This window comes from Micromonospora sp. NBC_00421, from assembly GCF_036017915.1.
Lineage (GTDB): Bacteria > Actinomycetota > Actinomycetes > Mycobacteriales > Micromonosporaceae > Micromonospora.
Map to the genome: position 1 here is coordinate 1,042,589 of NZ_CP107929.1, position 13,976 is coordinate 1,056,564.

The 13,976-nt window shown below is 68.9% G+C and carries 11 protein-coding genes; 10 read left to right on the plus strand and 1 reads right to left on the minus strand.

Features of this window, described 5'->3' with window-relative positions; genetic code table 11:
• Positions 1–21: 21 nt before the first annotated feature.
• Positions 22–1,227, minus strand: coding sequence for an MFS transporter (locus OHQ87_RS05015; RefSeq protein ID WP_328345366.1), 1,206 nt, complete (start codon positions 1,225–1,227; stop codon positions 22–24).
• A gap of 1,510 nt (positions 1,228–2,737) precedes the next feature.
• Here OHQ87_RS05015 and OHQ87_RS05020 point away from each other — a divergent pair.
• The 10 genes from OHQ87_RS05020 (at position 2,738) to OHQ87_RS05065 (ending at position 13,711) form a co-directional block, all read left to right on the plus strand.
• Complete coding sequence (locus tag OHQ87_RS05020) at positions 2,738–3,952, plus strand: dipeptidase (RefSeq protein WP_328345368.1); 1,215 nt, start codon at positions 2,738–2,740, stop codon at positions 3,950–3,952.
• Entirely contained in the window at positions 3,949–5,586 is a 1,638-nt protein-coding gene (locus OHQ87_RS05025) for an ABC transporter substrate-binding protein (protein ID WP_328345370.1), read from the plus strand. Before OHQ87_RS05020 ends, OHQ87_RS05025 begins: the two co-directional genes overlap by 4 nt.
• Positions 5,587–5,618: 32 nt before the next feature.
• Positions 5,619–6,572 (plus strand): ABC transporter permease, encoded by a 954-nt coding sequence (locus OHQ87_RS05030; protein WP_328345372.1) that lies wholly within the window; start codon positions 5,619–5,621, stop codon positions 6,570–6,572.
• Positions 6,573–6,747: 175 nt separating this feature from the next.
• Positions 6,748–7,626, plus strand: coding sequence for an ABC transporter permease (locus tag OHQ87_RS05035; RefSeq protein WP_328345374.1), 879 nt, complete (start codon positions 6,748–6,750; stop codon positions 7,624–7,626).
• A gap of 5 nt (positions 7,627–7,631) precedes the next feature.
• Positions 7,632–8,807 carry a M24 family metallopeptidase gene (locus OHQ87_RS05040; RefSeq protein ID WP_328345376.1) on the plus strand — a complete coding sequence of 392 codons (1,176 nt, stop codon included), beginning with the start codon at positions 7,632–7,634 and terminating at the stop codon, positions 8,805–8,807.
• Positions 8,804–9,637, plus strand: a complete 834-nt coding sequence (locus tag OHQ87_RS05045; protein WP_328345378.1) for an alpha/beta fold hydrolase — start codon at positions 8,804–8,806, stop codon at positions 9,635–9,637. Before OHQ87_RS05040 ends, OHQ87_RS05045 begins: the two co-directional genes overlap by 4 nt.
• A complete protein-coding gene (locus OHQ87_RS05050; RefSeq protein WP_328345380.1) occupies positions 9,637–10,623 on the plus strand; it encodes an ABC transporter ATP-binding protein in 987 nt (328 codons plus the stop codon). Before OHQ87_RS05045 ends, OHQ87_RS05050 begins: the two co-directional genes overlap by 1 nt.
• A complete protein-coding gene (locus OHQ87_RS05055) occupies positions 10,607–11,647 on the plus strand; it encodes an ABC transporter ATP-binding protein (protein ID WP_328345382.1) in 1,041 nt (346 codons plus the stop codon). Before OHQ87_RS05050 ends, OHQ87_RS05055 begins: the two co-directional genes overlap by 17 nt.
• A 40-nt stretch (positions 11,648–11,687) precedes the next feature.
• On the plus strand, positions 11,688–12,890 hold the full coding sequence (locus OHQ87_RS05060) for a dipeptidase (protein ID WP_328345384.1): 1,203 nt from the start codon (positions 11,688–11,690) through the stop codon (positions 12,888–12,890).
• 92 nt (positions 12,891–12,982) lie between these two features.
• Positions 12,983–13,711, plus strand: a complete 729-nt coding sequence (locus OHQ87_RS05065; protein WP_328345386.1) for a GntR family transcriptional regulator — start codon at positions 12,983–12,985, stop codon at positions 13,709–13,711.
• The last annotated feature ends 265 nt before the right edge of the window (positions 13,712–13,976 follow it).

Sequence of the window (13,976 nt, forward strand, 5' to 3'; positions counted from 1 at the left end):
TCCAATCCTTGAGGGAAGCGGCTAGTTTCCTGCCAGTGCGCCTAGGTTCGATTCGCTCCTTCGGGTAGCGGTCAAAAAGATTGCCCAGACCAACAGAATCGGCACCAGAAGGAAGGCCAGGTGGATTCCCACGACGTCGCCCAGAACACTCAGCACAAATGGGCCGACAGCAGTGGCGACGCCGGTGCCGACGCCCAGTCTCGCCATGGCGACGTCAGATCTTCCTCCGGAGAGATTCATGGCCCTGGTCATGGCCAGTGGAATTTGCAGCGCCATTCCGAGGCCGCAGACGACGAGGCCGGAAGCGGAGACGACCGGCGTGGTGGACAGCCAGAACAGTGCAAAGCCTGCAAGATGCACTCCGATCGAGGCCATGAGGACGTCCTCCAGCTTCCGGTCACGCACGAGCGTGGCCCCGAAGATTCGTCCGACGACGATTCCCCCCAACATCAGCGAGATGGCCATGGTGGCGATACTCTGCTCCATTCCGGCGTGCCGGCGTAGCTGCTCCGAAGCCCAGAAGACCATGCACATCTCGACCAGGGCGCAGGCGAGGAAGATCAGCCACGCGATCCAGAACGGCCCGCTCAGCCGCTGTGGTCCGGACGTGGTCAAGGCACTCGGCGCGGCGGGAAGCCGCAGCCGCCGCGAGACCACGATCGCCGCGATCAGCATCGGCATGACGAGCAGCAGACCGGCTCGCCACCCCCACCCCAAACTCGCCGCCGAGCCCAGGGCGACCGGCGCCAGCATTCCTACTCCGGCGCTGACCCCGTTGGCCTCACTGATCCTTGCCGCCGCCGCCCGACCATGGTGTACCGACAGGCCAGCCGAGGTGGTGTTGACGATGAGATTCCCGGTGTATCCGATGAGCACCGCAGATGCCAGGGTCACCGGGAAAGTGCCACCTGCGCAGTAACCGACGACGCCGAAACCCAACCCGACCAGCGACGACGTCTGAACGATGGAGCGCCCCAGGCGGCCGACGAGCGTTGCCGCCGTCAGACCGGCGACCACGGCGCCGGCAGCCAACGCCACCGCATGCAGGGATACTGCGGTGTCGCTGAGCGACAGGTCGCGTGCCAACAGGGATATCGACGGACCGAAGCCGTAGAGGACATAACCGAAGATCGATAGATTGAGGTACAGGCACCACGTTGTCCTGTCGCGGGAACGATGGTCGAGTTGGCTCGTCGTCGTGGCAGCAAACTGGTCGCGCCCGTCCATTCACCCCTCCACTCAGGCGATCCCACGGACAATCTCCTGTGGCATCACCGATTCATCCGAGAGCTCCGCCCGACCCTGCAGTCCTACCGAGCTGAATAGAGCAACGCTACTGTCGTGTCGGTCGCAGAAAAGATCACAAAAACACTCGACTCATGTGGTTTCTGCGAAAGCCCTTGCCGGACGCACTTCTCCTCCGGCAGCCTTTTGGCTGGTTGTCCGATACCACTCACACTGCTCTCGCGTAGCGTTATTCCTGTCGACGCTGAGCACATGGCTGGCACTGGTCCCCTGACGTGACCCTGCTGCCATCGGATCATCCGATAGCGGGTTCGTCGAGAGCGACTCCGTAGCCGTTGTGCGGTTGCCGTATCTCGATACTTCAAGATGCGCGCCGCTATGTCAACCCTGCGTGATTACGCGACTACGGACCCGTCTTTGGCGTGCCCGAAGCGCCGTCTAGCTGCCGATAGGGGACGGCCCGCCGATCGATGGCTGCCCGTAGTAACGCGGAGGTCGGCGTGAACTGTGTTTGGCGTCACACGACGCGGAGAGAGTGGATGGCGCGAGCTCGAGCGCCCTTACCACTGCCTTTCGAGAATATGTCGATTGTTTCGACAATGCATCGGATGCATTTGCCCAGGTGGTTCCGCCCGTCGGCTGGCCCCTACCGGAACGGGGCCGCGTCCCTCATTCGAGATTCGCGTCTTTAGTTGACTCCCGTCAGGAAGCCGGCGCCATGGTACGACCCGGCGACGCAGTGTGGAGTGCGCGGGATTCGCCGCACTGGAATTCCATGCCATGTCCGTGCGGGCCACGGATGCCAGGTGGGATTCGCATCCACTGCGCCAGCCCGCTACGGCGAACGCCACAACGGCATTGCCATCCTCTCCGTTTCGGTAGTGGTGCGCCGTCGCCGCGATCGTCGAGCCGCGACGACACAGCGACGCGCGTCCTGAGGCGACCGCGGATCGACCGCGCTAAAGAATGTCGACCACCCACCTTCCTGGAACTTCCGCCCACTGCGACCGACCAACACGTCAGCGGACCCCGACGGCGCGGTTCTTGTCGTCGCGGAGGAGGCCCGGCTGGTCGCCTGGGTACGAGCGGCGCGGCTGGGTCCGCCGGGCGAGCTGACCCCGTTCCCCTACGGCGACGAGCGGTTCGGCCGGTCCCGCCGCACCGATCTGGCGCTCGAGACGTTGGTGAGGAAGCTCGGCTGCCGGGCGGCCCCGGCGTCTGCCGCGGGTTCTTTCCGATCATCGCCCGGTCGGCGGAAGCGCCCTGTCGGCGGAAGCGCCCGGTCGGCCTCGCCGCGCCCGGCCGAGGCCACCGCCGCAGGCCTCGGCCGGGCGCCCATCGCGCTGACCAGGGCTCTTGTTGTCGGCAGGTTGAGCCGGGGCGAACGGATAACGGTCGGGTAACGAGCCCTTCCCAAGGAGTTCGTCGCTCACATAGCGTGCCGGAAGGCAGGAGGTCAGACCTCCATCCTCATGCCTCTAGCCTCGGCGAGGTGAGTACGCAGGTGCAGGAAATTGCCCCCCGCTACGACGGGTACCGGTCTTTCGACTATCTGGAGCCAGTGGTCGACTACAAGGTGTTCGACCTGGCGCCCCAGCTCGGTCGGGTGCCCGCCCACGATCTCGGCCTGACCGACGACCAGCACGACCGTGTCGCCCGGCTGCTGCGTGAGCAGATAGCCATCTCGTTGCACGAACACCCGAAGATCCTGCCGGCGGACGTCACTCAGCTGCGCGACTACAACCGCACCGGCCGCAACGCCTTCGGCTTCGAGGGCCTGGCCCGCTCCGGCATGACCGCGGTCTTCGACAACTTCATGAACGGCACCGGCTGCGTGACCAGCGAGCACGCCTGGAAGTGGGACGACGTCATCTACGACATCGGGCTGCGCTTCGCTGACGTCGCCAAGCAGGACCACGTGGTGCTGGCGACCACGCTGGAACAGATCCTCGCCGCCAAGCGCAACGGCAAGCTCGCCCTGGTGGCCGGCCTGGAGGCGGCCACCATGATCGAGAACGAGCTGGACCGCATCGACATCCTCTACGGCTTCGGCGTCCGGCAGATGGGCATCGCCTACAGCCAGGCGAACATGCTCGGTTCCGGTCTCTCCGAGCGCACCGACGGGGGGCTGACCCACTTCGGGCGGCGGGCGGTGACCCGGATGAACAAGCTGGGCATCGCCATCGACGTGTCGCACTCCGGCGACCGGACCTCGCTGGAGGTCATCGAGGGCAGCATGGTGCCGGTCTTCATCACCCACGCCGGCGCCCGCACCGTCTGGGACACCCCGCGGATGAAGCCGGACGAGGTGATCCGGGCCTGTGCCGAGCGGGGTGGGGTGATCGGCATCGAGGCCGCGCCGCACACCACCCTGTCGGCGGCGCATCCGCACCATTCGATCGAGTCGGTGATGGACCACTTCACCTACTGCGTCGACCTGGTGGGCATCGACCACGTCGCGTTCGGCCCGGACACCAACTTCGGTGACCACGTCGGGCTGCACGACAGCTTCACCCAGCACCTGGCGATCGGACAGGCCCACGGCGCGGTGGACCACCCCCGGGTGCCGTACGTCTCCGGCATGGAGAACCCGGCCGAGTGTTTCAGCAACATCGTCGGCTGGCTGGTCTCGCACGACTACTCCGATGACGAGATTTCCAAGGTCATCGGCGGCAACATCATCCGCGTTCTTCGGGAGGTCTGGTGACCACGTCCAACAACCGCCGTCCCGGTCGGTGGCGGTTCGCCGCCGCGATCGGCACGGCCGCCGCGCTGGTGCTCTCCGGCTGTGGCCTCAACGAGTCCGACGACTCCTCCGGTGACAAGGCCGGCGGCGGCACGGTGCTGCGGATCGGCACCACCACCGACGTCTCCAACTTCAACCCGCTCCAGTCGTTGAGCAAGACCGACTCCTGGATCCTCAACGCGATGTACCCGCACCTGCTGCGGATCGACGAGAACGCCAAGAAGGCGCCGGAGTTGGCGAAGGACTACAGCTACGAGGACGGCGGCAAGACCGCCGTGTTCCACCTGCGCGACGACTTCACCTGGAGCGACGGCAAGCCGGTCGTGGCCGAGGACGTCAAGTTCAGCGCCGAGCAGATCATGAAGTACAAGCTGGGCAACGTCGCCGCCAAGCTGACCTGGGTCACCTCCGTCGAGGCGCCGGACGCCACGACGGTGAAGTTCAAGCTCTCCCAGCCGTACGCGCCGTTCGCCGAGGGCGTCGGCTTCTGGATGTCGATCGTGCCCAAGCACGTCTTCGAGTCCGCCGGCGACCTGTCGAAGTTCGCCAACGACGCCGACTGGGTCGGTGCCGGACCGTTCGTGCTCGACAGCGCCACCAAGGGCCAGCGCTACGTGATGAAGCGCAACGAGAAGTACCCGTTGGCACCGGGGGGCAAGGCCGCCCTGAGCCAGGTCGAGTACCGGATCTACCCGGACGTCAACACGATGATGCTGGCGCTGCGCAACGGCGACATCGACCTGATGGGTACCCCCGTGCCGGCCTCGGCGGCGAAGACCTTCGAGAACGACGACAAGATCAAGTTGCAGAAGGTCGGCGCGCTCGGCTTCGCCCACCTGACGTACAACATGAACAACAAGGACCTGGCGAAGCAGGAGGTCCGGCAGGCGCTGTCGATGGCGGTCGACACCAAGGCGATCATCGCCTCGGTGCTGCAGGGCGACGCCCAGCAGATGGCCGGCCCGATCTCGCCGATCTTCGCCGACTACGACAACCCCGAGGTCCAGCCGTACCCGTTCGATCCGGCCGGAGCGAAGGCGAAGCTGTCCTCGGCCGGCTACCGCGACGGTGACGGTGACGGTCTCTTCGACAACCTCACCCTCGGCGTGGCCTGCGACCAGTCCAACGCCAACCTGACCCGGGTGGTGCAGCTGTTCCGGGAGAGCGCGGCCAAGGCCGGGATCAAGCTGGAGAACCAGTGCGTGGAGCGGAACACGTTCCTGTCCCGCACGAAGAACGGCGAGTACGACATCGACGCCTCGCAGTGGGGTGTCTTCGACAACCCGATGGACCAGCTGCGCAGCACCTACCTCTCCAGCAACCCGGGCGGGATCAACTACAACCTGCTCAAGTCCCCGGAGATGGACGGGCTGATCAACGACGCGGCGGCCACCACCGACAAGGACGCCTTCGCCGAGAAGATCAAGAACATCGACAAGGTGGTGCACGAGCAGGCGTACCTGACTCCGCTCTACGTGGAGAACTTCCAGTTCGCCTACAACGCCAGCAAGTTCACCGGTTTCGTCGCCTCGCCGTCGGACCTGCTCGGCATGGTCACCGCCTACTCGCTGGCCCAGGTCAAGCCGGCCAGCTGACCGGCTGACGACGCAGAAGGGAGGGGTCCCCCGTGGCACGCTTCGTGCTCAGCCGGGCGGTGAAGGCCGTCCTGACCATCTGGATCGCGATCACCGCGACGTTCTTCCTGCTCCGGCTGCTGCCGGGGGACCCCACGACCCTCATGGTCGAGGGGGACATGACCCCGGAGATGCAGGCCGCCCTGCTCAAGACGTATGGCCTGGACCGGCCACTCTGGGAGCAGTACGTGTCGTACCTGCGCGAACTGACGCAGGGCAACTTCGGCATCTCGTTCCGGCAGATCCAGCCGGTCACCGACATCCTGGTCGAGCGACTGCCCTGGACGCTGCTGCTGGCCGGTACGGCGTTCGTGGTCACCATCGCCGTCGGCATCCCGATCGGGGTCTACGCGGCGGTGCACCGGGGCCGCTGGCCGGACAAGGTGCTCCAGGTGCTCGGCATCGGCGGGCACGCGCTCTTCGTGCCCAGCGTGGCGATGCTGCTGCTGGTCTACCTGGGTGCCCGGCTCGGCTGGTTCCCGATCGGCGGGGCGATCGACCCGGACACCAGGGGCGCGGCGGCCTACGCCAGCCTCGCCCACCATCTGGTGCTCCCGGTGCTCTCGCTGGTGCTGGTGCAGCTCGGTCCGTACGCGTTGACCCTGCGTACCAACATGATCGAGGTGCTCGGTGAGGACTACATCCGGGCCGCCCGGGCCCGGGGCCTCGCCACCCGTCGCCGCGTGTGGAAGCACGGTCTGCGCAATGCGATCCTGCCGGCGCTGACCCTGATGGGGCTGCAACTCGGCACCCTGGTCGGCGGCGCCGTGCTCACCGAGACCGTCTTCGCCTACCCCGGCGTCGGCCGCCTGATCTTCGAGGCGGTCGGGCAACGCGACTATCCCGTGCTGCAAGGAGCGTTCATCATGCTCGCCGTCACCGTCGTGATCGCCAACTCGCTGACCGACCTGCTCTACGCCGTCCTCAACCCCAGGATCCGGCTGTGAGCGCGAGGAGTGCAGCGCAGCGGAGCCCCGCAGTCGCGAGGCGAAAGGGAAGCCCTGTGAGCGCGAGGAGTGCAGCGCAGCGGAGCCCCGCAGTCGCGAGGCGAAAGGGAAGCCCTGTGAGCGCGAGGAGTGCAGCGCAGCGGAGCCCCGCAGTCGCGAGCGAAAGGGAAGCCCCGTGAGCGCGCCGGTGTTGACCGAGCAGACCGTGGCGGTCCAGGAGGTCGGCGTCCGGCCGGCCTGGCGCAGCTACCTGCGCCAACCCTCCGCCCTGGTCGCGGTAGCCGTCCTGGTGGTGATGGTGGTGCTCGCGGTCGCCGCGCCGCTGATCGCCGACGAGCCCGGCGGCACCAGCGCCGACGTGCTCCAGTCCCCGTCGGGACGGCACTGGTTCGGCACCGACGACCTGGGGCAGGACATCTTCGCCCAGGTGGTCTGGGGCACCCGGACCAGCCTGATGATCGGGGTGGCGGCCTCGTTGATCGCGCTGGTGCTCGGCACCGCGATCGGACTGGTCTCGGCGTACTTCCGGCCGGTCGACGCGGTCGGCACGGTGATCACCGACGTGATGTTGGCGCTGCCCACCCTGCCGCTGATGATCATGCTGGCGGCGGTGGTCAGCCCGAGTGTCTGGACGCTGACCGTCATCATCGGCGTCTTCGCCTGGCCCGAGGTTGCCCGCCTGATCCGCTCGCAGGGGCTGGTGGTGACGGCGATGCCCTACATCGACGGCGCCCGGGTGCTCGGCGCCACCGGTTGGCGGATCGTCACCCGGGAGATCATGCCGGCGGTCGTCCCGCTGATGGTGGTCAGCGTGCTGCTCACCGCCTCCCGGGCGGTCATCTCCGAGGCCGGGCTGAGCTTCCTCGGCCTCGGCGACCCGGACGCCTGGTCGTGGGGGCGGATCCTGCTCAACGCCCAGCGCAGCGGGGTGGTGGCGATCGCCTGGTGGCAGACGCTCTTCCCGTCGCTGGCGATCCTCGCCCTCGTCCTCGCCGCCACGGTCGCCGGCATGCGCTTCAACGACAACCGTGATCCCCGCCGGAACGGAGGCTGACCGCGATGCGGCTGCCCGACAGTTTCTACGCCACGGTCCGGACCCGGCTCAGCGCCGCGCTCGCCGAGCGCGACCTGGACGGCTTCCTGGCCACTGCACCCGCCGACGTCGCCTTCCTGGTCGGTTTCTTCTACATCGCCACCGAACGGCCGGTCTACCTCTGGATGCCACGCGAGGGCGATCCGCTGCTGGTCATCCCGCGCCTCGACGAGGAGTACGCGGCCCAGCAGGAGGTGGCCGTCGCCACCGTCAGCTACGCCGAGTATCCGGGGGTGGTCAGCGCCGAGGAGACCCTCGCCACCGCCCTGTCCGGCCGGCGGGCCCGGCGGATCGGGATCAGCTCCGGCCTCTCCGTCGGCGCGGTGGAGAAGCTGGGCCGGGCCATCGGCGGGGCCAGCCTGGTGCCCACCGACGCGGTGGCGAGCCTGCGGCTGACCAAGTTCGCCGAGGAGATCCCGCTGCACGAGGCGGCGGCCCGGATCTGCGACGACATGCTCGCCGCCGGTCGGGAGCTGATCGCCGACGCGCTGGCGCGGGGCACGGAGTTGCCCCGCGAGGACGAGTTGGCCAGGCATGTGATCGGGTACGGCACCGACCGGATGTACGCCGACTACGAGCGGGTCGTCTACACCACCAAGGTGGCCGGCGGGCTGGTCTACGCCGGCCCCAACTCGGCGCTGCCGCACGGGTTGCCGACCCGGCGGCGGATCCAGCCCGGGGACACCTTGATCCTGTCGCTGGGCGCGGCGGTGGCGAGCCGGTTCGTGGAGAGCGAGCGGACCTTCGTCGTCGGCGAGCCCACCGCCGCGCAGCGCCGCTACTACGAGGCCGACCGGGAAGCCCAGCAGGTGGGCACCGAGGCGATGCTCGCCGGCCGGACCTGCGCCGAGGTCAACCGGACCTGCCTGGACGTGCTGCGCGGGCACGGGCTCGGCGAGTTCATCAGGCACCGGCAGGGGCACGGCATCGGCCTACAGAACCACGAGCCGCCCTGGGTGGCCGACGGCGACCACACCGTGCTCGCCCCCGGGATGCTGCTGTCCAGCGAGCCGGGCGTCTACGTGCCCGGCCACGCCGGCTACCGGATCTCCGACACCGTCCTGGTCACCGAGACCGGCCCGCGCCGGCTGACCAGCTATCCGCGCGACCTGGAAGCCAACGTCATCGAGGGGGTCCGATGAAGATCAATGGTGCGGAGCTGGTGGTCGAGGCGTTCGGCCCGACGGACGCTCCGGCGATGATCGTGCACCACGGCGCACCCGGGCTCGGCTCGCGGTCGGAGCCGAAGCGCTCCTTCGGGCCGTTCGCCGACCGGTTCCGGGTGATCGTCTTCGACGCGCGTGGCTCGGGGGAGTCCAGCGACGACGAGCCGTTCACCCACGAGCAGTGGGTGGCCGACGTCGACGCCATCCGGGAGCACTTCGGCTACGAGAAGATCGTGATGGCCGGTGGCTCGTACGGCGGTTTCATCGCGCTGGAGTACGCGGTCGCCCACCCCGACCGGGTCTCCGCGCTGGTCCTGCGGGACACCGCCGCCGATACGGCGCACGACCACCTGGCCGTGGAGCGGGCCCGCAGCACCGACCGGACGGTGATCCCGCAGTGGGCGATCGACCGGATCGGCACCGGCCGTTTCGAGAGCAACGAGCAGCTCCGCGACTACTGGCAGGCGATCCTGCCGCTCTACGACCACCAGCACGACCCGGCGAAGGACGCCGCCCGGCTGGCCGCCACCCGGTTCCACTACCGCACCCACAACGCGGCCTTCGGGCAGAACATGCCGCGCTACGACCTGAAGCCGAAGCTGCCGCAGATCACCTGTCCCACCCTGGTAACCGTCGGCCGGCACGACTGGCGTACGCCGGTGGCGGCCTCGCAGGTGATCGCCGACCTGATCCCGGACGCCCGGCTGGTGGTCTTCGAGCACTCCGGGCACTCGCCGCAGTTGGAGGAGGCGGAGCTGTTCCAGCGGGTGGTCCGCGACTTCCTCCACGAGGCGGGGGTCGGCTGATGGACCCGCTGCTACAGGTCACCGATCTGTGGGTCTCGTTTCCCGGGGCGAGCGGACCGGTGCGCGCCGTCAACGGGGTGTCGCTGACCCTCCAGGCCGGCCGGACGCTGGCCATCCTCGGCGAGTCCGGCTCGGGCAAGAGCGTCACCGCCCAGGCGGTGATGGGCATCCTGGACTCGCCGCCGGCCCGGATCACCGGCTCGGTCACCCTGCGCGGACGGGAACTGCTCACCCTGACGCCGAAGCAACGCGACCGGGTCAGCGGCGAGGAGATCGGCATGGTCTTCCAGGACTCGATGGCCGCGCTCAACCCGGTCTTCACCGTCGGCGACCAGCTCACCGAGCTGCTCCGGGTCCGCCGCGGGATGTCCCGCGCAGACGCCCGCCGCCGCGCGGTCGAACTGGTCGACCGGGTCCGCATCCCGGCGGCGAAGGACCGGCTGCGCGACTATCCGCACCAGTTCTCCGGCGGGATGCGGCAGCGCATCATGATCGCCCTGGCGATCGCGCTGGAGCCGGCGGCGCTGATCGCCGACGAGCCCACCACCGCCCTCGACGTCACCGTGCAGGCCCAGGTGATGGAGCTGATCGCGGAGATCCAGCGGGACAGCGGAATGGCCCTGCTGCTGATCACCCACGACCTGGGGGTGGTCGCCGAGGTCGCCGACGACGTGGCGGTCATGTACGCCGGGCGGATCGTCGAGCGGGGCACCGTCGAGCAGATCTTCGACGGACCGGCCCACCCGTACACCGAGGGGCTGCTCGCCTCGATGCCCCGGATCGACCGCCGTGACGAACAGTTGTACGCCATCCCGGGAGCCCCGCCCAACCCGGCCCGGCTGCCCGGCGGCTGCCCGTTCCACCTGCGCTGCCTCCGGCTGACCGAGGAGTGCCGCATCGTGCTGCCCCCGCTGGAGCCGCTGCCCCTGGGCCGGGCCAGTGCCTGTCACCACCGTACGGAGGTGCTGCATGCCACCCGGCGATGACGTCGTGCTGCGGGTCGACGGCCTGGTCAAGCACTTCCCGCTCAAGGGGCGGGTGCCACTGCGCCCCGGCGGGGTGGTGAAGGCCGTCGACGGAGTCTCGTTCGACCTGCGTAGGGGGGAGACCCTGGGGGTGGTCGGCGAGTCCGGCTGCGGCAAGAGCACGCTGGCCCGGATGCTGGTCGGGCTGGAGCGCCCCACCGCCGGTGAGGTGCGCTTCGGCGACGCGGTGGTGCACCGGGCCCGGGGCCGGGAGCTGCGGGCGCTGCGCCGGCGGATCCAGATCGTGCTCCAGGACCCGTACACCTCACTGAACCCGCGCCGCACCGTGCGCGACATCCTGTTGCAGCCCTTCGAGATCCACCCCGACGTGCTGCCGAAGGCCCGCCGGCTGGACCGCATCCGTGACCTGCTCGACCTGGTCGGGCTGGACGCGAGCCTGCACCTGGACCGCTACCCGCACCAGTTCTCCGGCGGCCAGCGGCAACGGATCGGCATCGCCCGCGCGCTCGCCCTGCAACCCGACGTGATCGTCTGCGACGAGCCGGTCTCCGCGCTCGACGTGTCGGTCCAGGCCCAGGTGGTCAACCTGCTGGAGCGGCTCCAGGAGGAGCTGGGCGTGGCGTACGTCTTCATTGCCCACGATCTGTCGGTGGTGCGGCACATCTCCGACCGGGTGGCGGTGATGTACCTCGGCAAGCTGGTCGAGACCGGCCCCGGCACGCCCCTCTACGAGCAGCCCCGCCACCCCTACACCAAGGCGTTGCTGTCGGCGGTGCCGGTGCCGGAGCCGGCCCGCCGGGTCGCCCGGCAGCGGATCCTGCTCGCCGGTGACCCGCCCAGCCCGGTGAACCCGCCGTCGGGCTGCCGGTTCCGCACCCGTTGCTGGCAGGCGACCGAGACCTGCGCGACCACCGAGCCGCCCCTGCTGGCGATCGGCTCCCGCCCGGCCGACGCCGACCCGCACACCCCGTCGACGTCGGCCGCCGGGCATCCGGTCGCCTGCCACTACCCGCTGGCCGCCTAGTGCGCCGGTGGCGTCGTACCCGTCCCTGAAGGAGAGAGCCGTGCTGCAAGAATCCGCGCCGAGGTACCGGGGCCACAAGTCCTACGGGTACCTGGAGCCGCACTCGGACTACCGGGTGTTCGACCTGGCGGCTGAGGTCGGCCGAGTGCCCGAGCACGACCTGGGCCTCACCGAAGCGCAGCGGCAGCGGGTCACCCGGCTGCTGACCGAGCAGATCGCCATCTCGCTGCACGAGCATCCGGTGGTCCTGCCCGAGGACGTCCGGGAGCTGCGCGCCTACAACCGGACCGCGCGGCAGCGCACCGGCTACGAGGGGCTGTCCCGTTCCGGGCTGACCGCCGTCTTCGACAACTTCATGGCCGGCGCGTCCTGCGTCACCAGCGAGAACGGCTGGAAGTGGAACGACCTGGTCTACGCGGTCGGGATGCGCCTGAGCGACCTCTACAAGCAGGACTTCGTGGTGCTGGCGACGTCGCTGGCCGACATCCACGCGGCCAAGCGGGACGGCCGGCTCGCCCTGGTCGCCGGCCTGGAGTGCAGCAGCCCGATCGAGAACGAGCTGGACCGCATCGACATCCTCTACGGCTTCGGCGTCCGGCAGCTCGGCATCGCCTACAGCCAGGCGAACATGCTCGGCGGCGGGCTCTCCGAGCGGGTCGACGGCGGGTTGACCCACTTCGGGCGGCGGGCGGTGGACCGGATGAACAAGTTGGGCATCGCCATCGACGTGTCGCACTCCGGTGACCGGACGTCGTTGGAGGTGGTCGAGGCGAGTCGGGTGCCGGTCTTCATCACCCACGCGGGGGCCCGTGCGGTGTGGGACACCCCGCGGATGAAGCCGGACGAGGTGATCCGGGCCTGTGCCGAGCGGGGTGGGGTGATCGGCATCGAGGCCGCGCCGCACACCACCCTGTCGGCGGCGCATCCGCACCATTCGATCGAGTCGGTGATGGACCACTTCACCTACTGCGTCGACCTGGTCGGCATCGACCACGTCACCTTCGGCCCGGACACCATGTTCGGTGACCACGTGGGCGTGCACAACACCTATGCCGCGAACTACGCCCACGACGCCGGCAACCGCCCCGAACACCCCCGGGTGGAGTACGTGTCCGGGGTGGAGAACCCGGGCGAGGCGTTCGGCACCATCGTCGGCTGGCTGGTCTCGCACGACTACTCCGATGACGAGATCGCCAAGGTGATCGGCGGCAACACGATGCGGGTGCTCGAACAGGTCTGGTGAGCCGTCGTCGGCCCTGGGCTGAATGCGCGACAACAACTACTACACTCCGCGTACGCCGCGGCCGGCGGCGCGGAGCGAAGAGGTGATGGTGGATGGCGCGGCGCGAGACCGCACTCCAGGCCGCGCAGGGCCGGTTGATGGAGCTGATCGGCAGCGAGTTCGGCCCCGGCGACAAGCTGCCCAACGAGCGGGAACTGGCCGATCTGCTGGAGGTCAGCCGCGCCACCGTCCGTGAGGTGCTCGGTCAGCTTGCCGCCGAGGGAGTGGTCAAGCGGACCTGGGGCATCGGCACCTTCGTACACGAGCCGGCTGGCCGGGTGCCGGTCTCGCTCGGTGACGTCACCGCCCTGCGTGACCGGATCACCGCCTCCGGTCACCGGCCCGCCCTGACCGACGCCGGGGTCAGCCGGTCGACCTGCCCGGTCGACTGCGCCGAGGTGCTCGGGCTGACCCCGGGCGATCCGGTGTGGCGGGTCGAGCGGCTCTTCACCGTCGACGGAGTGCCGGCGGTCTGGATCCGCGATCACCTGCCGCTCCAGGTCGCCGGCCAGAACCTGGACCCGTCCGGCCTGGTGAGCATCGACCTGGATATGTTCGAGTTCCTGGCCAACGCGACCGGGATGCCGGTGCGCCGGGCCGAGATCGAGTTCGCGGCGGTGCTCGCCGACGAGGTCGCCACGGGTCGACTCGGCGTGCCCGCCGGGCATCCGCTGATCAGCGCGACCCAGATCGGCTACAACGCCCAGGGGGTGGCCCTCTTCCATGGCCACATCACCGTCCGTACCGACGTGTTGACCCTGCGGATCAGTCGGGTCGGCTGACCGGCCGCGCGGATCCGGCACGGCGGGCGCGCCCGGCTCGCCGGTCCCGTTGCCTGAGTGTCCCTGTTCAATCGGCAGAGCGCTGACCTGCCCACTTTTGCCCGTGATCGGACTACACAATCAACTGTCCCATAGCTGACACCACTGTCGTGGCCGGCTGCCGTTTCGGCCGGTAGACGACCAGGTCACCGTGGGTGATCGGGTCGGGGAACCCGCTGTTCACCCGGCCATCTATTCCGCTTGATGGATCTCGCCTATCTTGCCA